Consider the following 25,155-nt stretch of genomic DNA (forward strand, 5'->3'; position numbering starts at 1 on the left):
TAACGCCCCCGTGCCGATGAGTAGTTGAGACGTATAGGGTTGTTGAAGCGTTGCAGGCTCATTAGACAGGTGATTTTGCTTGGAATTAGTTCGGATATGTCTTGAAAAGTAAGCATAAGGTGTATGAAGGAACGGGGAACAGGCTGACTGGCCCCCGTTCTTTTCCCTTTTTGTGGAGGTGTGCAGGTAATGTTCAATCTAGTCAAAAGAGGCCGGGGAAGGCTGGCTCCGCTGCTTCTCCTGCTGATGGTATTGCTGCTCCCCGGCTGCTCCTCTGGGCAGCCGGATCAGGCAGGCGGCGGCCCGCAGCCGCCCGCCGGGACCCCGGCCGCGCAGACGCCGCGGCCTGGAGACGAAGCGGCTCCGCTGCCGGGAGCCGCTGAGGGCACTGCCGTACCATCCGCCCCTGCGGACGGTACGGCAGCTCCGGCGTCGCCAGGCGCAGCGGCGACGCAGCCTTCGGCGGGCGTAAGCGAGCCCGCCAAGTCCCCGGCGTCGCCAGGCGCAGCGGCGACGCAGCCATCGGCGGGCGCGAGCAAGCCCGCCAAGTCCGCGGCGGCCACACCCAAGCCGCCGACCCCCGCGCCCGCTCCGGCGGCTACGGCCAAGCCGCCAGCCGCCACGCGCTCCCCGGCCGCCACGCCCAAGCCGGACAACGTAGTCACCCTCTCCATCACCGGAGATGAGGAGCATGGCGTGATTCTGGCCGCTGCCCAGTACGAGATCAAGAAGGACGAGAGTGTGCTGGACCTGCTGAAGCGGATTACACGGGCACAGAAGGTCCAGATGGAATATCAGGGCAGCAAGGCTTTTGCTTATGTGGAAGGTATAGATAATTTGTACGAGGGTGATCACGGGGCAGAGAGCGGCTGGATGTACAAGGTCAATGGAGAATTTCCGTCCAAGGCTGCGGGTAGCTGGATCGTCGAGCCCGGGGATACCATCGAGTGGCTGTATACGCTTGATCTAGGCAAAGACCTGGGGGCCAAAGCACCATGAGCAGCGGCTTTCGTTCCATGCATCCTGTAGTAGCCCTGCTGTATTATGCAGGGCTGCTGCTGTTCGCCCTGCTGGTCTTCCATCCGTTATTTCTGGCTACAGAGATAGCAGGACTGCTGGCGCTGTTGCTGTTGCAGGGCCAAGGGCGGCTGCTGTTGCGCAGCTTGCCTTTTATGCTGCTGATGGCAGCTTCCGTGGCCTTGCTGAACCCGCTGTTCTCGCATAGAGGGGCGCATATTCTGTTCTACTGGCTGGATCAACCTATTACATTGGAGGCTGTGCTGTACGGGCTGATGATGATGACAATGCTGCTCACTATTTTTATCTGGTTTATATCCTACAATTACACGGTGACTACAGATAAATTCATGTATCTGTTCGCGGTGGCTGCGCCGAGAACGGCGCTGCTGACGCTGATGGCCATCCGGTTCGTACCGCTGTTCCAGCGGCGGCTGCGCCAGATTACGCTGATCCAGCGTCTGCGCGGGATAGATGCCCGTACGGGAAGCCTTAAGAAAAGAATGACGGACGGAATGACGCTGCTCAAAGTACTGTTGACCTGGTCGCTGGAGGAAGCCCTCCAGACAGGAGATTCCATGACAGCCCGCGGCTACGGCAGTACCAAACGCAGCACTTACACGATATACAAGGCCGATTTGCAGGATAAGCTGGTGATGCTGCTGTTAACCGTTAGCGGTGTGGTTACGCTGCTGTTCTGGGTGCAGGGCTACGGCAAGCTGGAGATCTATCCCCGGATGAGACCAGCGGACTTCGGCTGGCAGGAGGCCGTCATGTACGGCAGCTTCTGCCTGTTCGTGCTGATTCCTGCGGGGCTGGAAGGAAAGGAGAAATGGTTATGGAGATCCTCAAAGCACAGCAATTATCCTTCCGATACCCTGAAGAAGACAGGGACACGCTCCATGAGCTATCGTTCGTCATAGAAGAGGGGGAGTTTGTCGTGCTCTGCGGCCCGTCCGGCAGCGGCAAAACCACCCTGCTGCGTCATCTGAAGCGGGAGCTTACCCCGGTAGGTTCATCCAGCGGAACCTTGACCTACAAAGGGCAGCCTCTGTCCGGGCTTCCGGCAGCGGTGGCCGCCGGGGAGATCGGGATGGTCTTCCAGAACCCGGATGCACAGATTGTGATGGATACGGTCTGGCATGAGCTGGCCTTCTCCATGGAGAATCTGGGGCTACCGCCTGCTGTCATGCGTACCCGGCTGGCGGAGATCTGCGGCTTGTTCGGGCTGGAGCCGCTGCTCTACCGTCCGGTACATGAGCTGTCAGGCGGACAAAAGCAGCTCATGAACCTGGCCTCAGTGCTGCTGCTTCAGCCCAAGGTGCTGCTGCTGGATGAGCCAACCTCCCAGCTTGATCCTGTTGCTGCGCGGGAATTCATTATGGCGCTGCAGCGGCTGAACGAGGAAATGGCGGTTACAGTGATCATCAGCGAGCACCGGCTGGAGGAGGTGCTGCCGCTGGCCGATCGGGTGCTGATGCTGGAAGACGGTAAGCTGCTGGCCGATGCTGCTCCCCGCCTGTTCGCCCGGCAGACCGGCAGCGGGGCTTTGACTTCCGCTGGGCGTTACTTGCCAGCCGCCTCACGCCTGTACTTGTCGCTTGCTCCGGAAGCGGATTCCGCTGCGACGGAGAACATTCCGCTGACGGTGCGTGAGGGCAGACGCTGGATACATTCCCTGATGGCAGGAACGGACGCTGCCGCAGGCGCTGAACTGGTTAATAACTTGAATAGTCCCGCCGCAGCGTCTCTGCTCACCTGCCGCGAAGTGACCTTCCGGTATGAGAAGGAGGGCCGGGAGGTCCTGAGGAAGCTCTCGCTGACACTTAAGCAGGGGGAGCTCCTGGCAGTCATGGGCGGGAACGGTGCGGGCAAGTCCACCCTGCTGCATGTGCTGAACGGGCTGATGAAGCCGCAGCGCGGCAGGATAGAGCTGGCCAAGGGTAAGACAACAGGTCTGCTGGCGCAGAATCCGCTGCTCTATTTCAGCTATGATACGGTAGCCGAGGAGCTGCAGCATATGGGGAGCTACGCCGGGTTAACGCCAGAGGCAGCAGCAAGCGAGATTGAGGCTTTGCTGGCGGTATTCCAGCTCCGGGAGGTGCTGCAGAGTCATCCGCATGACCTCAGCGGCGGGCAGCAGCAGCAGACCGCGCTTGCCATGATGCTGCTGATGAAGCCGGATATTCTGCTGCTGGATGAGCCGACTAAGGGGCTTGATCCGGCCGCCAAAGACAGGCTGGCCGCCCTGCTTCAGCAATTGCGCGGGCAGGGGATCAGTATTCTCATCGTAACGCATGATGTAGAATTCGCGGCTAAGCATGCTTCGCGCTGCGCACTCCTGTTTGACGGGGGAATTACGGCAGAGGGCACACCGGCTGAGTTCTTCAGCAGCAATTACTTCTATACCACGGCAGTCAACCGGATAGTGCGGGACTGGCTGCCGCAGGCATTGACAATAGAGGATGTGATTCGCACATGGCCCGCTTCCGCATACCGCTGCTAATTGCCCTGGGACTCTTCATCGCGGGGCTCGCGCTTACCGCAGCATTCACTGACCGGCATTATGTGCTGCTTAGCGTGGTGCTGCTGCTGGCAGCTCTCCTGCCGCTGTTCATCCGGCTGGAGCGCCGGCCGCTCCAGTCCCGTGAACTTGTGCTGCTAGCGGTGTTGTCCGCTATTGCAGCGGTCAGCCGGATTCCTTTTGCCGCATTACCGGGGGTAAAGCCTGTGTCGGCCGTTGTCATCCTCTCCGCTTATGTCTTCGGGGCAGAGGCGGGATTCGTTATCGGAGCAGTCGCTGCCCTGGTCTCTAATATTTACTTCGGGCAGGGGCCCTGGACGCCATGGCAGATGTTCGCCTGGGGTATGACCGGACTTACAGCCGGGTGGCTGCGGAGGAGCTGGCTATTGCGCCGGCGGGCCGGGCTGCTGGTGTTTGGCTTCATCTGGGGGTTCCTGTTCGGCTGGATTATGAATATCTGGGTCCTTCTCAGTCTGCCGGATGCCTTAAGCTGGCGGCTGGTTGCCGTTACGTTTGCCGCAAGCTTTTACTTCGATCTGGCCCATGCCTTGTCGAATGTATTCTTCTTAGCGGTGCTGGCCGGAGGCTGGACCAAGGTGCTGCAGAGATTCCGTAAGAAATATGGCTTGCTTCAACAGTGAATGGAATTATAATTAATGGATAACGCTCTACCAAAACGATAATATTCTTCTTTTTTCGACAAATTTCTTAGCAGGGCCATCAACAATTCGATGTTATTCTCCGATAATTAAGGTTACAGCTAGATATCGAGAAGGCGGGATAACAGGAAATGAGACATCTGAAGATTAAGCATAAAATGATTGTACTGATCGCAGTGGTTATTCTACTACTAATCGGGATCGGAACAACGGGTATCCTGACGACAACCAGAATGGCTGAGAGGTCTGAAGAGACTTACAGGCAGAACCTGCAGCCGATTTATTTCGTAACGGAGATCCGCGGGAATAACCGGGCGATTGAGTCTTTTCTGCTGGAGGATCTGATTACAACGGATGACGCGAAGAAGCAGGAGCTGAAGGCGAGAATTCAGGAGAATATCCAGACAAACAATGAGCTGATGGCCGAACTGAGGAAGATTGAATTCAACAATGACAAGATTGCAGCCTATGTGAACGAATATACCCTGCTGCTGCCGGATTACCGCTCACAGCGTGATAATATTATCCATCTGGCCGATAACGATCTTAACGACGAAGGGTATCAGGTGTTCACGGGCCGGACCTTTAACGAGCTGCGTGACAAAATGGTCCGGCTGCTTGAAGAGACAGCGACGTTATTCATTCAGGATGCGTCTGCCCATAATACACGGACGGCTGACAGTGCCAAGAGCTCTGCTACGTTAAGCGGCATTCTGATTGCGCTGGCCTTGCTGCTCAGTATTGTCCTGAGTGTGATCATCACCAGATTGATTACAGGGCCGCTGAAGGAATTGCAGGGGCTGATGAAGCGGGCGGAAGAAGGGGACCTGACGGCCTCTGCCGCTTACCGGTCCAAGGATGAGATCGGCCAGATTAATACATCGTTCAATACCATGCTGGACGGGTTGAAAAATATGATGCGCGGCGTCTCGGAGAGCGCCGAGATTCTCTCGGCCTCCTCCCAGCAGATGAGCGCCAGTGCCGACCAGACCGCGCACGCCTCACAGATGATAGCTGAGACCTCAGGCGAGATCGCAGCCGGATTCGATGTGCAGGCGGAGAGCATTACCCTTACTACACAGTCTGTGCGGACGATGTCCTATGAGATTGCCGAAGCCCGGTATAGCGGACAAGAAATGACCCGCCTGATGGAGCAGGCTGCCTCCTCCACGGAACGCGGTGTAGACGCAGTAGAACAGATTCTGGCCCAGATGCGGGAGATTGACTCCAGTGTCTCGGCGAGCCGCCAGATTGTCGGCAACCTGGGTAGCCTGTCCGAAGAGATTAACACCATCATTACAACCATTAATGAGATTGCGACCCAGACCAATCTGTTGTCCCTGAATGCTTCCATCGAAGCCGCCCGGGCGGGCGAGCATGGCCGTGGCTTCGCTGTAGTTGCCGGTGAGATCCGCAAGCTGGCGGAAGCTACCGGAACAAGCTCGCTGCAGATTACAGAGATCATTAACCATATCCGTCAGCAGACCGCCAGTGCCGTAGAATCGATGGAGCAAGGCTCCGGGATTGTCTCTCACGGTGTAGCACAGAGTGAGGTGGTATCCGAAGCCTTTACGGCGATCCAGACCTCCATTCAGGCTGCCAGTGAGCAGACAGAGCAGATCACAGAGGTCATCGGCCATGTCGCGCAGGAATCGGAGGAAGTGGCCAGATCCATGTCAACGGTGAATGAAATCTCACGCAAAGGCGCCGCAGACGTTCAGGGCACCAGTGAAGCAAGCCTGGAGCAGCTGACCGCGATGGGAGAGATGTCCTCCTCTGCTCAGTATCTGGCTACCCTGGCCGAGGACCTGCAGAAGCATCTGGCCCGGTTCCGGCTGTAACGGCTATAATAGATATCAGCCCGGCCCGATTCGGCCGAGGAACCCTGGAGATTCCCGGGTATCTTCGGCGGAGCCGGGCTTTTGAACGTATTATTATTAATCTCAAGGAGGCGGTCTCTATAATGAACACCCGAACATGGAAGCTGGCGATAGTTCCAGCCTTGTTAATGACACTTGCAGCTTGTAGCTCGAATCAGGCTAGTGCTCCGGCGGTTAGCCCCAGCCCACAGCCAACAGCGGCTCCTGTAGAAGCTTCTGCCCAGCCTACGGAAGGGCCAAAGGTTACACCGGCACCTGCTGAAGCTGCTGGGGTAACGGTAGGGGAAAGTAAACAGTATGAGAAAATAGCAATTTCCGACTGGAAGGACGACAGAACCGTTGTCGTGTCCAAGCAGAACGATAAGCTGGGGCCGATCAGCTCAGGAGAGCTGAAGGGTTCCTATCCGCAGAGCCTGTATTTCTTCCATCCGGATACCGGCGAATACGAATTGATTGCAGAGAAGGCGAACATGATGCTGGGGGATGCCAAGCTGTCCGCCAATCAGTTATTTCTGCTCTATAGTGAATTCTCCCTGGGTGATCCAGTCTACAATGTAATGGACCTGGGGTCCAAGAAGACGTTCACCATCAAGGGCGATGCCATTGCCGGAGCGATGGGGGCCGAGTGGGCGGATAAGGATACGGTAGTGGGTCCTGCATACAGCGGCGGTGCTTACACAGCGACGGCTACCTCAATGAAGATTGCCCCGGTGGAGGGACTGGGCGGGGAAGGTCTGATTGTTGTAAGACAAATAAAGGATAAGATCTATTACACCAGTAATTCGAAGGACTCACTGCATAGCCTGGACCTGAATACTAAGGTGAAGGCTGACTTGAATATTCCGGGTACCAGCAGCGTAATCCCTTCACCTGACGAAGAACAAATGCTGATCCTGCAATATAAGGAGACTACCCAGTCGCTGCTGCTCAGCGGCACAGACGGTAAGAATCCGCGGACCCTGGTGGAAGGCGCCGAGCTTGGGGCCGTCTCCTGGTCCCCGGATCAGCGGCTGATTGCCTATAGTGTAACTATTGAGGAGAACGGGACAACGAATAATACCTTATATGTCTACGATCTGTCTTCTGACAAGTCCGTCCAGATTGCGGAGAGCAATGGAACGATGACCACCTCATGGAGCCCCTCGGGCAAGCAGCTTGCGTATACAGAGCGGGATGACAGCGGGAGCAGCAGCAGTATAGTCCAGTTAAAGTAGAACAACAACATGATGGCAATCTTTAAAATTCAAAAAAGCGGTCCGCATCGGTAAATCTACCGGATACGGACCGCTTTTATTATAGATTCCTAGAAGGAGCATAATGCTCCTCTGCTTCTTACATGCTAAGCATACCAGCCCCATACGAAGATGAACAGGGTGCCGAAGATGGTGACCAGAGCCACGAACATGGCGTATGCGATGTTGATATACAGTTCTTTTTTGGAATCGGCCGATTCTCCGATGTGCATGAACACAAACAGCTGCAAGGAGGCCTGGATCAGCGCTGTAACCAGCAGCACCACCATATTGGCACTGGAGGACAGGTCTCCGTAAATTACAATCAGTGCAGCGGCAGAGAGGACCAGAGAGGCTACATAACCCATCACATGCTTAATAGGGAATAGTTGCTTCATCATGTCACATCAGTCCTTTCAGGTAGACGAAGCTGAAGATAAAGATCCAGACCACGTCTAAGAAGTGCCAGAACAAGGAGAAGATGAACGTTTTGTTGGCGGTAGCGGGAGTAATGCCGCGCTTCCACAGCTGAATCATAATGCCAATTCCCCACAGCAGACCGAAGCTGACGTGAAGACCATGCGTTCCCAGTAGTATGAACAGACTGGAGAGGAAGCCGCTGGTCTGCAGCGTAGCTCCTTCATGTACATAAGTGAAGAACTCGTCGATTTCAATACCGACAAAAGCCAGACCCATCACCAGCGTAATCGCCATGAAGACCATCATGGCTTTCTTGTAGCCGTGCCGCATGGCATGGACAGCCAGACCGATGGTGAAGGAGCTCGACAGCAGGAGGAAGGTCTCCATCAGCACCGGGCCGATCTCGAACAGCTCGCTGCCGCTTGGTCCGCTGGCATAGCGGTTAACCATTACGAAATATACAGTGAACAGCGTAGCGAAGAGAGGGATCTCGGCTCCGAGAAAGACCCAGAAGCCGAAGATCTTGTTACTGTTCTCTTCCGTTGAATATTCGAGCGGCTTGGACGCATCTATTTTCATACAGTCTCACCCCGCATCAGTTTCTTTTCTGTAGCTGCAATCTCTTCTACAGGAATGTAGTAGCCCTGGTCCTTATCGAAGGACATGAAGGCCAGCACAACCAGGATTCCAATCCCCGAGACAATCGCCGGAATCCACATGCTGAAGACCAGGAAGAAGCCGAGGAAGAAGAAGACTACACCCAATATGAACGGCTTGCCGGTGTTGCTAGGCATATGAATCTTGGTGTATTTGGTCTCTGTGTACAGCGGAATATTATCGTGCTTCGCAGACCATAGAGCATCGCGCGTCTCAACCTTAGGCACAATCGCAAAGTTGTAGAGCGGGATCGGGCTGTGTGTAGCCCATTCGAGCGTCCGGCCATCCCAAGGATCGTTGGTTGTATCTCTCGGCATGTAGCGGGTACTCCAGTAAATATTGTAGACCAGGATCACGAAGCCGATCGCGAGTCCGACGGCCCCGACGAAGCTCAGCATATTAAGCGGACCAAAGCCTGATTCCTTAGAGTAAGTATACAGACGGCGTGTCATTCCCATCAGTCCCAGGAAGAACATTGGGAAGAAGGTTACGTTAAAGGAAATGATGATCCACCAGAAGGCATGCTTGCCCAGCCGTTCGTTCAGGCGGAAGCCGAACACTTTCGGGAACCAATAGTGGAAGCCGGCGATGACGGCGAACACGGCACCCGGAATCAGCACGTAGTGGAAATGCGCCACCAGGAACATCGTGTTGTGATACTGGTAATCGGCGCTGGCCATTGCCAGCATGACGCCCGTTACCCCGCCGATCGTGAAGATCGGGATAAAGGCCAGCGTGTACAGCATCGGGGTCGTGAAGGTAATCCTGCCCTTTCGCAGGGTGAATAGCCAGTTGAATATTTTGACCCCGGTAGGTACTGCTATGGCCATCGTTGTGATTGAGAAGAAGCTGTTGACCATGGCACCTTGACCCATTGTATAGAAATGGTGCGCCCATACAAGGAAGGACAGGAGCGAGATGATCAGCATGCTGAATACCATGGAGGTATAGCCGTACAGGTTCTTCTTCGAGAAGGTGGCGATAATCTCACTGTAAATACCGAAGGCCGGAAGGATAACGATATAGACCTCCGGATGTCCCCAGACCCAGAACAGGTTGGCCCAGAGCATATCCATCCCGCCGTTGGCCATCGTGAAGAACTGGGAGCCGAAGAGGCGGTCGAACATCATCATCGCCAGCGCTACGGTAAGAACCGGGAAGGCGAAGACAATGATAACGTTGGTGATAAGTACGGACCAGGTGAACATCGGCATCTTCATCAGCGTCATGCCTGGTGCGCGCATTTTGAGAATCGTTACGATAAAGTTAACCCCGGTGATCAGCGTACCGATACCGGATATTTGCAGGGCCAGAGAGTAATAGTTGTTCCCTACGGTCGGGCTGAATTCAAGACTCGCCAGCGGGAAGTAGGCTGACCAGCCCGCATCCGGCGAGCCGCCGATGACGAAGGAAATGTTCAGCAGCATGGCGCCCATGAAGAAGAGCCAGAAGCTGACGGCGTTCAGCCGCGGGAAGGCAACGTCCCGTGCGCCGATCTGCAGCGGAATGATTACGTTCATCAGACCGATGATAAAAGGCATGGCCATGAAGAGAATCATGATCAGACCATGGGTGGTGAAGACCTCATTGTAATGCTGCGCATCGAGGAATTTCATTTCTGGCGCAGCCGTCTGCAGACGCATCATCATCGCATCTACACCGCCGCGGAACAGCATCAGCAGCGCTGCGAGGATGTACATAATCCCGATTTTTTTGTGGTCAACCGTGGTCAGCCATTCGCGCCACAGATAGCCCCATTTCTTGAAATAGGTAAGCCCTACGAGAATCCCGATGGTTGCCAGTGCAATACTGATCATGGCCCCGTATATCAAGGGTTCGCCGTGAACCTTAAATTTGTCCAAATCCATTAGGGTAGCTCCTTTCAGTGTGTTGCATTAAGCTCGTAAGAGAGCTAGTGTCCTTCATGTGTGCTTTCATCCACAGGGGAGCTTGGCAGCGGCTGATCGACTTCCGGATCAGGCTTGCTGTCGAATTCCGTTCCGCTGGACGGCTCGGGAGACGGATGAATTTCCTTGTTATCCTGATGCTCCGGATTGCCGTTGTCCATATCCATCTCCTTGCCGCCGCCGCTCATATGATCTCCGTGATTTCCCGGAGGAGGGCTGAACTCCAGATGGGTGGAGGAATACGTTTTGCGTCCGAGGTAATCCGTGGCCAGCAGGCCTTTGAATTCTTCCTCAGTCAGCTTAGGTGCAGTTTCCTTCACTTCCTTCACCCAATCCTCGTAACCTTTGTTACTCAGAACAAGTGCTTCGAATTCCATGTGGGCGAAGCCTTTACCGCTGAAGTTAGCATTCTTTCCGATATAAGAGCCTTCCGTATCAGCGGAGAGATGAAGCGTTGTCAGCATGTCGCTCATGGCGTACTTTTGACCGGCAAGCTGTGGAATCCAAAGACTGGTAATGGTGCCGAATGAGTACATTCTGAATTCAACTGCACGGTGTACCGGCATATTCACGTAGTTAACTGTTTCAATGCCTTCTTCCGGATAACTGAAATGCCATTTCCAGTTGGAGGAGGACGCATAGATGACCAGCGGAGTCTGATCTTTATAATCCGCAGCCACATTCTCCACTTCGTTTGTCGTCTTGACGGTTACAACAGACAGGAAGGCTACGATAATGATCGGGATAATAATCCAGATCGCCTCAAGGACTACATTGCCTTCCTCGTGCTTTGGAATGTACCCCTCATTACTCTTCTTCGCACGGTATTTCACCAATACAAAGATGTATAGGATGTAGACAACTGCCAGAACACCAAGCATTACAATAATTGAGAGAATAATGGTGTCAGATAACGTTCTGGCAGACGGCCCCTTCGGGTTCAGAACAGCGATCGAGCTGCATCCCGGCAGGAGAAGGATCAGGCTTAGAAACAGAGCGTATAACGGTCCCTTTTTTTTCATATAGAACTCCTTCCTTCAATACTACTTTTCATTCGCCGTTCATTAACGGAAGTACATTGATCTGTATCTATAGTAAGAACTACTTACCCATAATGCAAAATACATATTTTGTATAATTATATAAAATAGACCTTAAAAATGGCGAACAAGTTAAATATGTGTGATCAAATTGTTACAACTCCCTAAGGGTATGATAAAGATCACTGTAGTGGCGCACTTTAGCTAATTTTAAGGTTGTTCAATTTTTGTTCAAAATTCCGATATTGTTATTAAATTTGTCACAATTATTCTGTGCCAAAAACCGCTGATTTAACCGTGTAACGCCTGCTGTGACAGCATTCGACGAGAATTGCGTGCTTTCTGAAAATAATGGCGAACCCTCATTTATCATTGCATAAGAGTAACAATTTCTTAGCTTGCGGTTACAATCTCTCAAATTACGTTGAAAGTATATATGATAAAGTGATAGACAAATATACATAGATTGGAGACTGCTGCTGTGCGCATCAAGAAAATTCTGCTCTTATTCATGTCTTTATTCCTAATTATGGGGCTTGTGCAGGTCCCGGCTAACGCTAAAGGTGATAGCACTATTCTTAAACTCGGAGTCAACGATAAATTAAGCAAGGTTGAAGCTGTATCCGTAAAAGGCACCTATTATGTACCGCTGCGCGCGCTTGCGGATGAGCTGAAATGGACCCTTACCGGCCTGACGGACGGGATTCACGTATCTGGCGGGACAGGTTCGCTTACCCTGCTGAGCAAGGACGGAGGTGCGGTACTGAAGGATGGGACTGCCGTGCCTATGAGCACTTTCGTACAGGACGGCAAACTCATGGCTCCGCTGAAGCTCAGCGGTTACCTCGGGTATAGCATTTCCTATGCGGGAGATAAATATTTACTTCGTGTGAAGGACGGCTCGGCGCAGCTTACCGATGCAGCCTTCACCGATAAATATGCTGCCGAGCTGAAGCCGGAGGCTCCGGTAGCTCCAACGAATCCAGCGACTCCGGTTACACCAACTGAGCCGGGCAAGCCGGGCCGGACCGTATACCTGACCTTCGACGATGGCCCGTCAGCCACGACTGGCGACCTGCTGGACATCCTCCGTAAATATGACGTACAGGCAACCTTCTTCATGCTGGGGAACAACATGAATCAGCATCCCGCCCAGGTGAAGCGGACTGCGAAAGAAGGCCATGGCTTAGCGCTGCATGGCGTGACCCACCGCCAGGAGAAGTTCTATGCTTCGCCGGCAGCGGCGCTTGCCGAGATGTCGGGGGCCAATGCGACACTGAAGAAGCTGACGGGAACCAGCACCACCTTGATCCGTACGCCATACGGAAGCAAGCCGTATTTCACCAAGTCCTTCCGCGATAAAGTCCTGACGCAGGGATATCATCTCTGGGACTGGAACGTGGATTCCTATGACTGGAAATACAAACAGAACAGCGACAGAATCTATAACACCGTGATGGATCAGGTGAACAAGCTGAAGGCGTCCAAGACCAATCCGGTCATTCTGATGCATGACCAGAAGGCTACACTCAAGGTGCTGCCGCGTATTCTGGAGAAGCTGAAGAAGGATGGTTATACCTTCAAGCTCATTACGAAGGATATGGAGCCGCTCAATTTCTGGAAGGATAAACGCTGATCCGTAAGGGTTAATAGAGAAGAGCAAGCTGCAGGGTAACCTGCGGGCTTGCTCTTTTTTTTGGCGAGAATCTATATGTTGTGGGGTTATTTGGCGTGCAGAGGTATAGAGAAATCACTGGTTCTGTCTACTTGTACAGATATTGCACCAGCATATGAACCAGCTCTGACTTCAGCCGGTCCACGGTGATCCGCTGGGGGGAGAAGGAGATGAAGTCGACAATAGCGCTCACAGACTCAAACACAATGATCGAAGCTGCCTCCGTATCCCCGGTCTTCAGCTCGTCTTGCCCCATCTGGAGATAGGTAAGCGTTTTGAGTCGGCCGGTCTCGTACTGGGCATCCATCAACTGTTTGATGGCCTCATCGCTGTGATACATAATGCTTAGATCCTTATGGTATCCGATAAAAGCCTTATGCGAGAGCAGAAGCGTGTCTATCAGATGCAGGATCAGGTCCGTACGTTCAATCGTATTGAAATTAATTTCTGACATTGAATCATCGATTCTGGCGAGCAGCTCATCCCCGTACATGTGGAGCACCTCAATGAATACGGCTCTTTTATCCACGAAATAGGAGTAGAAGCTCCCGGTCGAGACCCCGGCGGCGGCTGCAATCTCCTTGGTATTCGTCTGATAGAAGCCCTTGTCCGAGAATAGCTTCATCGCGGCCCGGATAATGGCTTCCTTGGTTCGTATACTGCGCTCCTGTTGCGGAGTTCTAATTTTGTCCTCTGTTTCACCCATATCGTAAGATCCCCCTCATAGTAAAGATTGTAGTGGAGCGGTTTTGTGCTGTCAATAAAAGTTGAACCAAAGTTCATTTTTTTAATTGACAAATATGAACTTTGGTTCATATAATCTAAAATATGAACTTTATTTCATATTTCAGGAGATGATCAAGATGGGGATTGGAATGCGCAGAGCTTTATCCTTCACGGCGATTGTGCTGGGCTTTTTCATGGCGCTGCTGGATACGACCATTATTAATATTGCCCTGCCGGAGATGACCCGCCAGTTCGGGGGAAGTGTGTCGCAGGTATCCTGGGTGATGAACGGCTATAACCTGGCATTTGCCGTGTTCATCCTGACTGCCTCGCGTCTGGCCGACCAATTCGGACGGAAGAAGGTGTTTCTCGTTGGCGTGGGGCTGTTCACACTGAGTTCCCTGCTGGCTGGACTCTCCACTTCCCTTGGCATGCTGATTCTGTTCAGGGTTATTCAAGGCTTGGCGGGTGCCGTTATTGTGCCGGTTACGATTCCGCTAAGCACCACCACCTTTCCCAAAGAAATGCACGGACTGATTGTAGGCATATGGGGGGCCGTCTCGGGAGTGGCTGCTGCAAGCGGTCCGGCGCTTGGCGGAATATTGACACAGAAGCTGAGCTGGGAGTGGATTTTTTTTGTGAACGTACCGCTTGGGCTGCTGAGCATAGGGCTGACCGCTATATTCATTCAGGAATCACGGGATGATTCAGCAGGGCGGTCCATAGATTACGGCGGAATCCTGGGGATAACGGGAGGGATGTTCTGCATTACATATGCTCTGATTAAAGTGCAGGATTACGGCTGGAGCTCGCGCCCGTTCCTGGGTCTGACGGCTGTGGGGCTGCTCTTTCTGGTGATCTTTTTTCTTACGCAGTATAAGGGGAAAGAACCGATGCTGCCTCTGTCCCTGCTGAAGATCAGAGCCTTCAACAGTAACTCGGTATCGATGATCGTGCTGGGGGCGGCGCTGATGAATATTTCGCTGTTGACCTCCTTTTACCTGACCCGGGTGATGGGGGTATCGGAGCTGAAGGCAGGGCTTGTCCTCTCAACCATGGCCTTAGGCTCCATCGCCAGCTCGGCTGTATCCGGGCCGCTGTCTGCGAAATATGGCAGCAGTCTGTTCGCCGCAGCGGGAATGGTGATGATTGGCGCTGCTACCTATTCCATGAGCGGGCTTGAGGCTGATTCTACGCTGGGTGCGGTGATGCTACGGCTTGCACTGACCGGCTTCGGCGTGGGGCTCTCAATGGCTCCTGTGATGTCATCGGCGATCCGGGTTGTTCCTGAAGACAAGGTCGGCATCGCCTCGGGGGTGACGAATATGGCGAAGGCGCTGGGGAGTGTGCTCGGTGTGGCCATCATCGTCACTGTGCTCCAGCACAATACAACCCGGGAGCTGAGCGCGGCGAATTCCGCAGGCACAGAGGCGGGGGCCGGGGTAATAAGACAGCAGCAGGCGGCTGTGGATGCGTTCAGTCAGACCTATAAGTTCGCCGGCTACCTGCTGCTCCCGGGTATAGGTGCTGCCCTGTTCAGCAATGAACGCAGACAGCGGCGGAGCAGCAGTGTCCATGTTCAATAGAATAGTCCCACTAAGCAATCATAACCCCCAACTGTCCAACAGGCAGGTGGGGGTTATTTGCGTGACATGCTGAAACTCTATAAGACACACTAAAGAATAACAAAAAGCAAAAAGAAGCGGAGGGGAAATTTGGAACTGGAGGAGCGGTAGCGTCCGCCTGAAAGCTTTCCACAGGAAAGCTCGCATCGGAAGCATAGGCTTAGTTGGATTTCTACCGCGAAGAGCGGTTCGATCAAGAAATCGAAATACAACAGCGGCCGGAAGTCCAAATGTTCACCGCAGCGACGACCAGGCTTTGAATTCTAATCTTAAGTGCGTCTTTTATAGACAAAGTAAAAGTTAATGATTGACATTAATCCTCAACTGTATTAATAATAGTAGTACAGTTAGCACAGTTGAACAGCCGGATCATAGATCCGAAGAAAGGAGGACTGTCATGTTCGAACTGGATGTTCGCAGCCGCAAGCCGATCTATGAGCAGCTCACCGACAAGGTCAAAGAGATGATTATGCATGGTATTCTGCGGGCGGATGAACAGCTGCCCTCGGTGAGGACTTTATCCTCGCAGCTCACAGTGAACCCGAATACGATCCAGAAGGCTTACAGGGAGCTGGAGCGGGAAGGGTACATCTATTCACAGCAGGGCAAAGGTAATTTCGTGGCCCCACTGCAGCAGGGGCAGAATGAGAGCAAACGGGCGGAGCTGAAGGAAGAGCTGCTGCGTCTGATGGCAGAGGCGGTATACCTTGGTTTTACGGAAAGTGAAATGAGTGCGCTGTACCGCCAGGCGCTGGATAAGAGAAGAGAGGAGAACAGCCATGATTGAGATTCGCGGAGTCAGCAAGATTTTTCAGGAGGAAAGGGCTGTTGATAACATCTCGCTGACTGTACATAAGGGCGCTATTTACGGATTGCTGGGATCGAATGGGGCGGGCAAAACAACGCTGCTGAAGACGCTCGCCGGTATTTATCGTCCTGAGGCGGGGAGTGTCAAGCTCGCCGGGCAGCCGGTGTATGAGTCGCCGGAGGTGAAGCGCAGAATGATCTTTATGCCGGATAGTCCGTATTTCTTCGCGCAGGCAACCATTAAGAGTATGGCGGCATTCTACCGATCTATATATCCGGGCTGGAGCCAGAAGAGGTACGAGGAGCTTGGGGCGATGTTCCGGCTCGACACCCGGCGCAAGCTCAGCCGTTTCTCCAAGGGGATGCAACGCCAGGCTGCTGTCTGGCTGGCCCTCAGCTGCAAGCCGGATGTGCTGATCATGGACGAGCCCATCGACGGGCTGGACCCGGTGATGCGCCGGCAGATCAAGAATCTCCTGTTCCAGGAGGTCGCCGAGCGGGAGCTGACGGTGCTGATCTCCTCGCATAACCTGCGGGAGATTGAGGATTTATGCGACCATGTCGGCATTATGCATGAGGGCCGGATGCTCGTGGAGAAGGATCTGGATGATCTGAAGGCCGACACACACAAGATTCAGGTCGCTTTCCGTGACGTGCGTCATGCGGCGGCGCTGGAATCCAAGCTGCAGATTCTCCATCAGGAGCAGCGGGGAAGCGTCAGCCTGTATATTGTAAAAGGGGACCGGGAGCGGATCAGCCAGGCTTTTCATGTCTACGAGCCTTATGTATTTGATCTGCTGCCGCTGACGCTGGAGGAAATCTTTATTTATGAAATGGGGGATGCCGGTTATGACGCGCAGCCGATTATTCTTTAACAGCAGCATTATCCGCCAGAACCTGCGCCAGCATGGCTGGATTGGAATTTTATATACATTGGTCCTGTTGATTGTGCTTCCGCTGGAGATGTTCATGGAGAGCAATCCGCTTGCGGAGCCAAATACAGTAGACAATCTGTTCAATATCCGTGGTGCCGATATCGCACCGTTCCTTATCGCTTTTCCGGTTGTGGCCGGATTGTTCCTGTTCCGTTATCTGCAGTCCAAAATGCCTTCGGATCTGTGGCACAGCCTCCCGCTGCGCCGCTCGCACCTGCTGGCTTCCCATACGGTAAGCGGATTGATCCTGCTGCTTGTGCCGGTCTGGCTTACGGCTGCGGTTACAGCTATCGTCCGCCCGCTAGACGGCAATATGTATATCTATCAAGGCGCGGATGTCTGGGAGTGGTGCCTGGTTATCAGTGTGCTGACGCTGTTTCTGTATGTCTTTACTATCTTTGTAGGTATTTGCACAGGACAGACCATTCTGCAGGGAATAGTGGTCTTCATTCTGTTAATTCTTCCGGCAGCACTGCTGCAATTTACCGACATGCACTTGAACAGATATCTGTACGGGTATCCGGAAGGGTCAAGCTTGTGGGGGACCCTGATAAACTGGGCGCCGTTACTGCGTATTATGAATATCTCCTATGAGCCTCTTAGTAATAAAGAGATATGGAGCTATATCCTCTTGTCTGCTGTGTTCATGGTATTGTCATTCGTGCTGTACCGTAAGCGCCACAGCGAAAAAGCCACTCAGGCGATGGCCTTCACCTACTTCAATCCGCTATTCAAAGGCGGTGTAATGCTCTGCAGCATGCTGCTGGCGAGCAGCTACTTCGGCAGCATCAGGCAGCAGCCCGGCTGGATTATCGGCAGCGCCATTGCCGGAGGGGTGATCGGCTATATCGTAGTTGAAATGATTCTCCGCAAAACCTGGCATATTCTGAACCGCAGAATGCCGCTGGAATTCGTGGTGTACGGTGTACTGCTGGGCCTGCTGCTCTATGTTCCCGTGTCCGAATTAACGGGTTATGAGAACCGGGTTCCGCGAAATGATAAAGTAACCGAAGTATTTGCCGGAGGGAATTACGGGGAATTAACCCGGAATCCACAAGGAATCACTACCCGGGAAGAACGGGAGGATGAGATATTCTCCGCAGACCGGAAATACATCGAGGCTGTAACCGCCTTGCATCATGCTGTCGTAGCTTCGAAGCCGGACCAGCAGCATAATACCCGTCGGTATGATTATCGCGAGAGCAAGCGTTTCACGTTTGCTTACCGGCTGGAGAGCGGGCGGAAGCTGATGCGGACCTACATTATTCCGGCAGCGGGCTTTGAGCCGGAGCTGAAGGCGGTCATGGAGCATGCGGAATACAAACGTGACCGGTATCTTCTGTCCCGGATGGACGAGAACGTAGAGAGCTTCAGGCTAAGCAATTTGAACAAGGTCATAAGTATTTCTGACCCGCAGGATGTACAGGAGTTCAACGAAATTCTGAAACGGGAAATTCTTAATATGTCCTATGAAGATGAGGTCTCTGATCAACGGGCGAGAGCATCCATCAATTTGGTCTACAAACCGGATTCGACCGATTATCAGCTATTCTATACGTATGAATGGCTTCCTTCCTTCAAGGAGATGACCGCTTGGCTGGAACAGAAGGGCTATGCCAGTAAAATCAAGCTTACCGTAGCAGATGTTTTGTCCGCAGAGATGTTCAGGGATATACACCAGAGTGCAATCCCTCAGGGTTTGATGTACAATCCCGACGCCCATATGGAGTTAGCCCGCAGCGAGAAGCGGTCAGTGGTGGTTACAGATAAGACTCTGATTGATAGTATTCTGGAGCACCGGCGCGATTTCACCCGCGAAGAGGGCAGATATGTAGTGAAGATCGAGTATAAGGAAGGGACGGTGAACTACATTTCGCTGAAGGAGCAAGATGTGGCACCGGCGCTTAAGGCCCTTCTTCCTTAGGTCATTGTCATACTATGTTAATCCTAGTCAGATTTAAGGCCCCCGCTCACGGAAATATTTCCTGTGCGGGGGCTTTGCTCTGCCGCATCCATGACGGCAGAAGAGGTTACAACTGCTTCCGTTGCAAAATCTATTATTCGGATAGCGGTAGCAAGAGCGTCTGAGTGTCTTAACCTGCCTGCTTGGGTTATGCTTATATTATAGCAAGTAAGGGTTCAAATGGACCTGCCAGCTACGACAGCTAAGGAGGGAAGCCTTATGGAAGAGGTACGGGATCATCTGGATCACGGACTCCAGATTGTCTTCATCGGGTTCAACCCCAGCATCCGCTCCGGCGAGCTGGGTCATCATTATGCCAATCCGCGTAATAACTTCTGGCGCATACTGCATAAGTCCGGGCTGACGCCGCGGCTATACGAGGCCTCCCAGGACGGGGAGCTGCTGAAGCTGGGATACGGTTTCACCAACATCGTTGCCCGCCCCACCGTAGGCGCTGAAGATATCACCCGGGAGGAGTACGCCAGGGGCCGTGAGCTCCTGCGGGCCAAGCTGGAGGAATACCGCCCGGAGATTGCCTGCTTTGTCGGCAAGGGCGTGTACACAGAATTCAGCCGCAGAACTACAGCCTCCTGGGGCTTCCAGGAAGGCATTGCTCCGGTGGTGGACGGAGTCCGCGAGTTCGTCGCCCCTTCCTCCAGCGGCCTGGTCCGCATGCCGATGCCAGAGATCATCGGAATCTACTCGCAGCTGCGTGACTTTACGGAGGAGCAGGAGCCTTAAGGCCGGAAAAACCCGGCATATGGGTACGTGGGCTCGATGTATGTTAAAAACCGAACACAATAGGGACGGATGGGGGTGTGCGAGCCCAATGCATGCCGAAAACCGACCACATTGGGCAGTACGGAGGCGCGTGGACCAGATATAGGCGAAAAACCGACCACATTGGGCAGTACGGAGGCGCGTGGACCAGATATAGGCGAAAAACCGACCACATTGGGCAGTACGGAGACACGTGGACCAAATATAGGCGAAAAACCGAACACAATTGCGACGGATGGGGGTGTGCGAGCCCAATGTATGCCGAAAACCGAATACAATGCACTGGCGCGAGGGAGACAGGCTTTGTAGGGCCTGGTTTGTGGTTTTTATTTCGTGTCCCGCTTAAACAGCGGAGAGAACGGAACGACCCGCGGAAAAGCGATAGCGTTCGCCTTTGTCTCCGGATTTTTACCGATTAGGGAAATAAATAAAATCTGGAGACAACAGCGATTGGAACAACGGTCCGTTCACGCAGCCTCCACCCAAAACTAAAAAGGCTGCCCCAATCAGCCATTTCATGACTTTTGGGAACAGCCCTTTTCAAAAGATAAGTATTTATAGGCTTCGCGCTAAAATTATCCTTATCTTTCTCGCTGAAACGGTACCGTCCTGTAAAAGGACGGCAATGCCGTTTCCACTTGTAATTGCGGCCTACCTACGTCTGGATCAATAGCAGGATAATGGACGACAGGGAGAGGCAAATGCTGGCCAGATAAAGCACGCCGACCACTTGTCTCTGGTTCAGACCAGCCTTAAGCAGACGGTAATGAACCTGAGTGGCGTCCGCCTGATAGATGGCTTGTCCCTTCAGGAAGCGCCGGATGACGACAAAAATATTGTCGAAGATCGGTACGCCCAGCGCGAGAATCGGAATGAACAGCGACAACACCGTTGCCTGCTTGAAGGCGCCGTCCAGCGCAATCACCGCCAGAATGAAGCCGAGGAAGGTGGCGCCGGCATCGCCCATGAAGATTTTGGCCGGAGCCTTGTTGAAGCGCAAGTATGCCAGCGTAACCCCTATCAGCGAAATTGCCATGTAGGCAGAAGTAGATTGGCCCATCGTGAGTGCGACTACGAACAGGGTTACTGCCGAGATCGCGGTAAGTCCGCCGGCCAGACCGTCCATACCGTCCGAGAAATTAATGACCGTAGTCACGCCGAAGATCCAGATGATCGTCAGCAGGAACTGCAAAATGAACGGCAGTGAGATATAATCACCTGAGAACGGATTAATGAAGCCGGTAAACGCATTGCCGGAAAAGAACACCAGAACGGCGGCGGCAATCTGTACGATGAATTTGGGCAGGGCCGGGAAATCCTTGCCTTTGGTTTTGTACCAGTCATCGATGGTTCCTATAGTCAGCAGAAGCACACCGCCAATGAACAGGGCGAGCGTCTCCAGGGTGAATTCACGTGCGAAGAGCAGATATGTAATGAAAAAACCTACGAATATGGCGTAGCTTGCCGTTAGCGGGATGGGTTCCCTATGGATTTTGCGTTCAACATCTTCCCTCGGCCTGTCCACGAAATCCAGCCGGAAAGCGAGCCTGCCCAGAGGAGGAATCAGCAGATAAACGATAAAAAATGACACGAGAAAAGCTAAACCGTATAAAATGACAATCACCCCGTTGATTTTTTTAAGGCCTATCCCAAATTATATCGCAGAAGGATGTATGTTGTCGAACTACATAAGCGAGATGGAGGAAAAGATGAAATACGAATGTATCCTATTTGATGCTGATGATACACTGTTCGATTATGGAATGGCCGAGAGCCACGCCTTGAGCCATGCCTTTGCCCACTTCGGGCTGCCGACAGGCGCGCAGGAGTATGCGGCCAGCTACCAGGAGATTAACCATGCCTTATGGAAGGATTTCGAGCAAGGCTTAATCACCTCTGCCGCCCTGCGGGTGGAACGGTTCAACCGCCTGTTTGCTGCCCGTAAGCTCACGTTCAAGCCGGAGGAATTCAGTGAAGCGTACCTGCGCTTTCTCGGGGAGGGTACCTTCCTGATTCAGGGGGCTGCCGAGCTCTGCGGTGAGCTTACCGGTTGCCGGCTGGCAGTGATTACGAACGGAATCAGCGATGTGCAGCATGCCCGGATTAAGGGTTCCCCGCTCAGCGAGGTATTCGAGGCGGTGATTGTATCGGAGGAGACGGGCTACCAGAAGCCGGAGACGGGGATTTTTGATTATGCTTTTGCTAAGCTTAAGCTGTCCGATAGACGCAAGGTGCTAATCGTCGGAGACTCCCTGACCTCGGATATCCGGGGCGGGAACAACTATGGCATCGATACATGCTGGTTCAATCCGCTGGGCAAGTCCGGTGATCCTGAGATCCTTCCTACCTATGAAATCCGCAGTCTGGACGAGCTGGTGGAGATCGTGAACCGCGCGTAAGCGGAATAAACGGCGGCAGGCAGGTTGAAAGTTTCGCTTCCGTGTTAAATATATAGGGACGCAAAGTTTCTACTTTTTTAACAACAACATACGGGAGAGGATATTATGAGAAAAAAATGGCTGATTGCCGCGGTGGTCACCGGTATGACGGTAACAGGCTCGGCAGGAGTGTATGCGGGCACCAAGCTGCAGCAGATTAAGGCTTATCTGAACCATAGCCTGGGTATTGTGGTGGATGGTAATCCTTTTTGGATGAAGGATGGCAATGGCAAAACCCTGACTCCAATTACCTATGAAGGTCTCACCTACCTGCCGGTCCAATCGATCGCCACGGTGCTGAAGGTGCCTATCAATTATGACTCGGTCAACTATAAAGTGAGAATTGGAGAAGGCAGCGCAAATATTCCTGCTCCGACTACTGCACCGGGAACCTCTACCGGCGGTGGGAATACAACTCCTGCTCCTGTAGTGGAGGGAACGGCCAGACCGGTTAATCTGCCTAAGGATTTTCCGATTCCCCAGGACGCCCTGATTGCGATCACTCTGGATACGGATGCTAACGGCCAGAAGAAGGTGGCGTTCACGTATTCCACGCAGGAGACACTGGAGATCATGGGCTTCGTGTACAGTGAATATGCGCGGATTAAAAATCTGGATAATGCCTCGGAGTCGGTATCCGCCAGCAATGTAAAAATTTCGGGCAGACTCGGCGGGACAAGTCCTGTATCCATTACAGGCAAAGCCTCCACGGCCCGCCCCGGCTTCAATCTGTTCACGATCACCTGGTCGGAGAGCTGATCTGAACCAGTAAGTTAAGCTGCTATGCAAGCTTGGCCAACCTAAAAAGAAACTCCGGCTTGTAAGTCAGCTGGAGTTTCTTCATGTGCAATTCATCTGAACTAATTCACTAAGTCAATAACGTTAGACCTGCGGGCGGGTGTCCAGCGGCTTCAGGTGGGCCTCAATCTGTTCGCGCTTTGATTCCAGGAACGGCGGCAGGGCCAGCGCCTCGCCCAGATGCTCGACTTCCTCATCTGTGGCGAAGCCTGGTCCGTCCGTTGCCAGCTCGAACAGAATACCGTTCGGCTCGCGGAAGTACAGGGAGCGGAAGTAGAAGCGGTCCACAAAGCCTGAGTTCGGGAGCTGTACGCTGCGGATGCGTTCAATCCACTGCTTCAGCTCCTCTTCGTTATCGACACGGAAGGCTACATGATGCACGCCGCCCCGTCCCAGGCGCTCCTGCGGGAGATCGCTGCGTTCCTCCAGATGGATCTCCGTACCGGAGCCGCCTTCACCGGTCTCGAACACGAGGATATCCGGCTGGCCCGCTACCGGAGAAGGATAACTGCCTGCGCGGCGGAAGCCGAGCAGGTCCTCCAGAATCAGTGCCGTATGCTCAGCGGTCTCGACGGTCAGATGTGCCGGTCCCAGCCCGACAATGGCATACTCGGCAGGAACCGGGCTCTTGGCCCACGGCTTGCCGCCGGGCATGCCCTCGTTATGCTCATCCGAGACGAGGATGAGGCGCTGGCCCTCATGGTCGGTGAAGGCCAGCGTTTTGCGGCCGCCGCGTTCGGTGATTTCTTCATGCTCTACACCGAACACGGTGAAGCGCTGTGTCCAGAAGAGCAGGGCATCATCCCCGGGAACACGCAGGGAGAGTGCGGAGATGCTGTTGTTGCCGTCGCGGTTACGCCCTGCGTTAGGCAGCTCGAAGAAGGTAAGCTCCGTGCCGGGATTCCCGGTCTCATCCCCGTAGAACAGGTGATATACAGATACGTCATCCTGGTTGACGGTCTTCTTGATTAAGCGGAGTCCGAGCACTTCTGTATAGAATTTGTAGTTCTCAGGCGCTTTGGCGGTAATGGCAGATACATGGTGAAGCCCTTTTAATGTTAAACTCATGGGAATACCTCCTGAAATATTTGGTTGGTTCGCTTAGCACGATATATAAAAAATCTGTAAAATTACTTATTGATATTAAGTTACTATAATTTTAATAGTAAATGAGTAATTTTGCAAGGTGTATTTCATGGGCGGTATTTATTATTCAGGAAAGCGGGGTTAATCATGCACACCAGATCAAGTCTGATGAAGCAGCTGGAGAGGATGGGGATCGATCCGCAGGGGACACTGCTGGTCCATTCCTCGCTCAAAAGCATCGGTGAAGTGGAAGGGGGAGCGGATACCGTACTGGATGTTCTCTCTGAATATATGAAGGAGGGGCTGCTGGTCCTGCCCACGCATACCTGGTCTTATATCGACGGGCAGAATCCGCGCTTCTCTGTGCTGGAGTCTCCTGCCTGCGTGGGCATTCTGCCGGAGCTGTTCCGCAAGCGGCCGGGCGTGATCCGTTCCTGGCACCCTACGCATTCGGTGGCGGCGCTAGGCAGGGATGCGGCGGTGTTCACGGCCGGAGATGAGCGCTGGGATACGCCCTGTGCACGCGGTTCGGTCTATGGCAAGCTGCTGGACCGGGAAGCGGAGATTATGCTGCTTGGTGTGGATCTGCGGAGAAATACATTCATTCACGGCATTGAAGAGTGGGTGGATATTCCCGGCCGGATGACGGACGGGCATGAGGTGCTCTGTACCGTGACGCCTGAAGGCAGGGAGATCGCGGTGCCTTCGCGCAGACACTGCGGACTGTCCTGGTCGCAGCATTTCTGGAAGGTGGAATCCGTGCTGGAGGACGGCGGGGCGCTGCGCAGGGGCAGCTTCGGCTATGCGGCGGTTATGCTCTGCGGCACTGTAGAGACTACGCGTATCTTGAGTGATATGCTCAGAGAGAACCCGGATCTGTTCTCGGATAACGAGCCTTTATACGGGGAGAATGCGCCTGAGGCGCTGCCGAAGACGAAGCGGGGTCAACCTGTAGAGGCAGTGCAGGAGCATACCAAGAGTTAACC

At 53.4% G+C, this 25,155-nt stretch carries 22 protein-coding genes; 15 read left to right on the plus strand and 7 right to left on the minus strand.

What is annotated here, in order from left to right; all coding sequences use genetic code 11:
* The first annotated feature begins 189 nt into the window (after positions 1-189).
* The 6 genes from NYE26_RS03120 (at position 190) to NYE26_RS03145 (ending at position 7,294) form a co-directional block, all read left to right on the plus strand.
* Complete coding sequence (locus tag NYE26_RS03120; RefSeq protein WP_339253826.1) at positions 190-999, plus strand: DUF4430 domain-containing protein; 810 nt, start codon at positions 190-192, stop codon at positions 997-999.
* On the plus strand, positions 996-1,940 hold the full coding sequence (locus NYE26_RS03125) for an energy-coupling factor transporter transmembrane component T (protein ID WP_339253828.1): 945 nt from the start codon (positions 996-998) through the stop codon (positions 1,938-1,940). The genes NYE26_RS03120 and NYE26_RS03125 overlap by 4 nt, the downstream gene beginning before the upstream one ends.
* A complete protein-coding gene (locus NYE26_RS03130) occupies positions 1,856-3,523 on the plus strand; it encodes an ATP-binding cassette domain-containing protein (protein ID WP_339253830.1) in 1,668 nt (555 codons plus the stop codon). Before NYE26_RS03125 ends, NYE26_RS03130 begins: the two co-directional genes overlap by 85 nt.
* Positions 3,496-4,182, plus strand: a complete 687-nt coding sequence (locus NYE26_RS03135) for an ECF transporter S component (RefSeq protein WP_209877185.1) — start codon at positions 3,496-3,498, stop codon at positions 4,180-4,182. The genes NYE26_RS03130 and NYE26_RS03135 overlap by 28 nt, the downstream gene beginning before the upstream one ends.
* A 149-nt stretch (positions 4,183-4,331) precedes the next feature.
* Positions 4,332-6,041: a methyl-accepting chemotaxis protein gene (locus NYE26_RS03140; RefSeq protein WP_209877187.1), complete on the plus strand. Its 1,710-nt coding sequence runs from the start codon at positions 4,332-4,334 to the stop codon at positions 6,039-6,041.
* Between the two features lie 122 nt (positions 6,042-6,163).
* On the plus strand, positions 6,164-7,294 hold the full coding sequence (locus NYE26_RS03145) for a hypothetical protein (protein ID WP_209877189.1): 1,131 nt from the start codon (positions 6,164-6,166) through the stop codon (positions 7,292-7,294).
* A gap of 125 nt (positions 7,295-7,419) precedes the next feature.
* On the opposite strand, the gene qoxD is transcribed toward NYE26_RS03145, so the two are convergent.
* The 4 genes from qoxD to qoxA are packed head-to-tail and all read right to left on the minus strand — an operon-like array spanning position 7,420 to position 11,318.
* Complete coding sequence (gene qoxD, locus NYE26_RS03150; protein WP_036731442.1) at positions 7,420-7,713, minus strand: cytochrome aa3 quinol oxidase subunit IV; 294 nt, start codon at positions 7,711-7,713, stop codon at positions 7,420-7,422.
* Between the two features lies 1 nt (position 7,714).
* Positions 7,715-8,311 (minus strand): cytochrome aa3 quinol oxidase subunit III, encoded by a 597-nt coding sequence (qoxC, locus tag NYE26_RS03155; protein ID WP_036693560.1) that lies wholly within the window; start codon positions 8,309-8,311, stop codon positions 7,715-7,717.
* Positions 8,308-10,257 (minus strand): cytochrome aa3 quinol oxidase subunit I, encoded by a 1,950-nt coding sequence (gene qoxB, locus NYE26_RS03160; RefSeq protein WP_036731445.1) that lies wholly within the window; start codon positions 10,255-10,257, stop codon positions 8,308-8,310. Before qoxB ends, qoxC begins: the two co-directional genes overlap by 4 nt.
* Before the next feature lie 44 nt (positions 10,258-10,301).
* Complete coding sequence (gene qoxA / locus NYE26_RS03165; protein WP_076078945.1) at positions 10,302-11,318, minus strand: cytochrome aa3 quinol oxidase subunit II; 1,017 nt, start codon at positions 11,316-11,318, stop codon at positions 10,302-10,304.
* A 529-nt stretch (positions 11,319-11,847) separates the two neighbouring features.
* On the opposite strand from qoxA, the gene NYE26_RS03170 reads away from it, so the two are divergent.
* Positions 11,848-12,972, plus strand: coding sequence for a polysaccharide deacetylase family protein (locus NYE26_RS03170; RefSeq protein WP_339253833.1), 1,125 nt, complete (start codon positions 11,848-11,850; stop codon positions 12,970-12,972).
* Between the two features lie 127 nt (positions 12,973-13,099).
* Here NYE26_RS03170 and NYE26_RS03175 read toward each other — a convergent pair whose 3' ends face one another.
* Positions 13,100-13,717 carry a TetR/AcrR family transcriptional regulator gene (locus NYE26_RS03175; RefSeq protein ID WP_339253835.1) on the minus strand — a complete coding sequence of 206 codons (618 nt, stop codon included), beginning with the start codon at positions 13,715-13,717 and terminating at the stop codon, positions 13,100-13,102.
* A gap of 157 nt (positions 13,718-13,874) precedes the next feature.
* Between NYE26_RS03175 and NYE26_RS03180 the strand changes: the two genes are divergently transcribed.
* The 5 genes from NYE26_RS03180 (at position 13,875) to NYE26_RS03200 (ending at position 19,808) form a co-directional block, all read left to right on the plus strand.
* The gene (locus tag NYE26_RS03180; protein ID WP_339253837.1) at positions 13,875-15,323 is read left to right on the plus strand and encodes an MFS transporter; all 1,449 of its coding nucleotides are present in this window, start codon (positions 13,875-13,877) and stop codon (positions 15,321-15,323) included.
* Positions 15,324-15,759: 436 nt separating this feature from the next.
* Positions 15,760-16,149, plus strand: coding sequence for a GntR family transcriptional regulator (locus NYE26_RS03185; RefSeq protein ID WP_209877193.1), 390 nt, complete (start codon positions 15,760-15,762; stop codon positions 16,147-16,149).
* Positions 16,142-17,044 carry an ABC transporter ATP-binding protein gene (locus tag NYE26_RS03190; protein WP_339253840.1) on the plus strand — a complete coding sequence of 301 codons (903 nt, stop codon included), beginning with the start codon at positions 16,142-16,144 and terminating at the stop codon, positions 17,042-17,044. Before NYE26_RS03185 ends, NYE26_RS03190 begins: the two co-directional genes overlap by 8 nt.
* Positions 17,019-19,028 (plus strand): YrzE family protein, encoded by a 2,010-nt coding sequence (locus NYE26_RS03195; protein ID WP_339253842.1) that lies wholly within the window; start codon positions 17,019-17,021, stop codon positions 19,026-19,028. The genes NYE26_RS03190 and NYE26_RS03195 overlap by 26 nt, the downstream gene beginning before the upstream one ends.
* Before the next feature lie 258 nt (positions 19,029-19,286).
* A complete protein-coding gene (locus NYE26_RS03200) occupies positions 19,287-19,808 on the plus strand; it encodes a mismatch-specific DNA-glycosylase (RefSeq protein ID WP_339253844.1) in 522 nt (173 codons plus the stop codon).
* A 694-nt stretch (positions 19,809-20,502) separates the two neighbouring features.
* Here NYE26_RS03200 and NYE26_RS03205 read toward each other — a convergent pair.
* Positions 20,503-21,471 (minus strand): MraY family glycosyltransferase, encoded by a 969-nt coding sequence (locus tag NYE26_RS03205; RefSeq protein WP_051477870.1) that lies wholly within the window; start codon positions 21,469-21,471, stop codon positions 20,503-20,505.
* A gap of 85 nt (positions 21,472-21,556) precedes the next feature.
* Here NYE26_RS03205 and NYE26_RS03210 point away from each other — a divergent pair, with 85 nt between their 5' ends.
* Positions 21,557-22,246, plus strand: a complete 690-nt coding sequence (locus NYE26_RS03210) for a YjjG family noncanonical pyrimidine nucleotidase (protein ID WP_339253846.1) — start codon at positions 21,557-21,559, stop codon at positions 22,244-22,246.
* A 105-nt stretch (positions 22,247-22,351) separates the two neighbouring features.
* Complete coding sequence (locus NYE26_RS03215) at positions 22,352-23,044, plus strand: hypothetical protein (protein WP_339253848.1); 693 nt, start codon at positions 22,352-22,354, stop codon at positions 23,042-23,044.
* 123 nt (positions 23,045-23,167) lie between these two features.
* Here the strand turns inward: NYE26_RS03215 and NYE26_RS03220 are convergent, their stop codons facing one another.
* The gene (locus NYE26_RS03220) at positions 23,168-24,151 is read right to left on the minus strand and encodes a ring-cleaving dioxygenase (RefSeq protein ID WP_339253850.1); all 984 of its coding nucleotides are present in this window, start codon (positions 24,149-24,151) and stop codon (positions 23,168-23,170) included.
* Positions 24,152-24,316: 165 nt separating this feature from the next.
* Between NYE26_RS03220 and NYE26_RS03225 the strand changes: the two genes are divergently transcribed.
* Entirely contained in the window at positions 24,317-25,153 is an 837-nt protein-coding gene (locus NYE26_RS03225; RefSeq protein WP_339253852.1) for an AAC(3) family N-acetyltransferase, read from the plus strand.
* The last annotated feature ends 2 nt before the right edge of the window (positions 25,154-25,155 follow it).

This window comes from Paenibacillus sp. FSL P2-0136, from assembly GCF_037975325.1.
GTDB lineage: Bacteria > Bacillota > Bacilli > Paenibacillales > Paenibacillaceae > Paenibacillus_AQ > Paenibacillus_AQ silagei.

Bases quoted from the DNA above. Each gene is read 5' to 3' on its own strand.
- NYE26_RS03135 (WP_209877185.1), top strand. From the start codon at position 3,496: ATGGCCCGCTTCCGCATACCGCTGCTAATTGCCCTGGGACTCTTCATC.
- NYE26_RS03185 (WP_209877193.1), top strand. From the start codon at position 15,760: ATGTTCGAACTGGATGTTCGCAGCCGCAAGCCGATCTATGAGCAGCTC.
- NYE26_RS03215 (WP_339253848.1), top strand. From the start codon at position 22,352: ATGAGAAAAAAATGGCTGATTGCCGCGGTGGTCACCGGTATGACGGTA.
- NYE26_RS03140 (WP_209877187.1), top strand. From the start codon at position 4,332: ATGAGACATCTGAAGATTAAGCATAAAATGATTGTACTGATCGCAGTG.
- NYE26_RS03225 (WP_339253852.1), top strand. From the start codon at position 24,317: ATGCACACCAGATCAAGTCTGATGAAGCAGCTGGAGAGGATGGGGATC.
- NYE26_RS03220 (WP_339253850.1), bottom strand. From the start codon at position 24,151: ATGAGTTTAACATTAAAAGGGCTTCACCATGTATCTGCCATTACCGCC.
- qoxA (WP_076078945.1), bottom strand. From the start codon at position 11,318: ATGAAAAAAAAGGGACCGTTATACGCTCTGTTTCTAAGCCTGATCCTT.
- NYE26_RS03200 (WP_339253844.1), top strand. From the start codon at position 19,287: ATGGAAGAGGTACGGGATCATCTGGATCACGGACTCCAGATTGTCTTC.
- NYE26_RS03120 (WP_339253826.1), top strand. From the start codon at position 190: ATGTTCAATCTAGTCAAAAGAGGCCGGGGAAGGCTGGCTCCGCTGCTT.
- qoxB (WP_036731445.1), bottom strand. From the start codon at position 10,257: ATGGATTTGGACAAATTTAAGGTTCACGGCGAACCCTTGATATACGGG.
- NYE26_RS03195 (WP_339253842.1), top strand. From the start codon at position 17,019: ATGACGCGCAGCCGATTATTCTTTAACAGCAGCATTATCCGCCAGAAC.
- NYE26_RS03125 (WP_339253828.1), top strand. From the start codon at position 996: ATGAGCAGCGGCTTTCGTTCCATGCATCCTGTAGTAGCCCTGCTGTAT.
- NYE26_RS03210 (WP_339253846.1), top strand. From the start codon at position 21,557: ATGAAATACGAATGTATCCTATTTGATGCTGATGATACACTGTTCGAT.
- NYE26_RS03175 (WP_339253835.1), bottom strand. From the start codon at position 13,717: ATGGGTGAAACAGAGGACAAAATTAGAACTCCGCAACAGGAGCGCAGT.
- NYE26_RS03190 (WP_339253840.1), top strand. From the start codon at position 16,142: ATGATTGAGATTCGCGGAGTCAGCAAGATTTTTCAGGAGGAAAGGGCT.
- qoxD (WP_036731442.1), bottom strand. From the start codon at position 7,713: ATGATGAAGCAACTATTCCCTATTAAGCATGTGATGGGTTATGTAGCC.
- NYE26_RS03180 (WP_339253837.1), top strand. From the start codon at position 13,875: ATGGGGATTGGAATGCGCAGAGCTTTATCCTTCACGGCGATTGTGCTG.
- NYE26_RS03170 (WP_339253833.1), top strand. From the start codon at position 11,848: ATGTCTTTATTCCTAATTATGGGGCTTGTGCAGGTCCCGGCTAACGCT.
- NYE26_RS03130 (WP_339253830.1), top strand. From the start codon at position 1,856: ATGGAGATCCTCAAAGCACAGCAATTATCCTTCCGATACCCTGAAGAA.
- NYE26_RS03145 (WP_209877189.1), top strand. From the start codon at position 6,164: ATGAACACCCGAACATGGAAGCTGGCGATAGTTCCAGCCTTGTTAATG.
- qoxC (WP_036693560.1), bottom strand. From the start codon at position 8,311: ATGAAAATAGATGCGTCCAAGCCGCTCGAATATTCAACGGAAGAGAAC.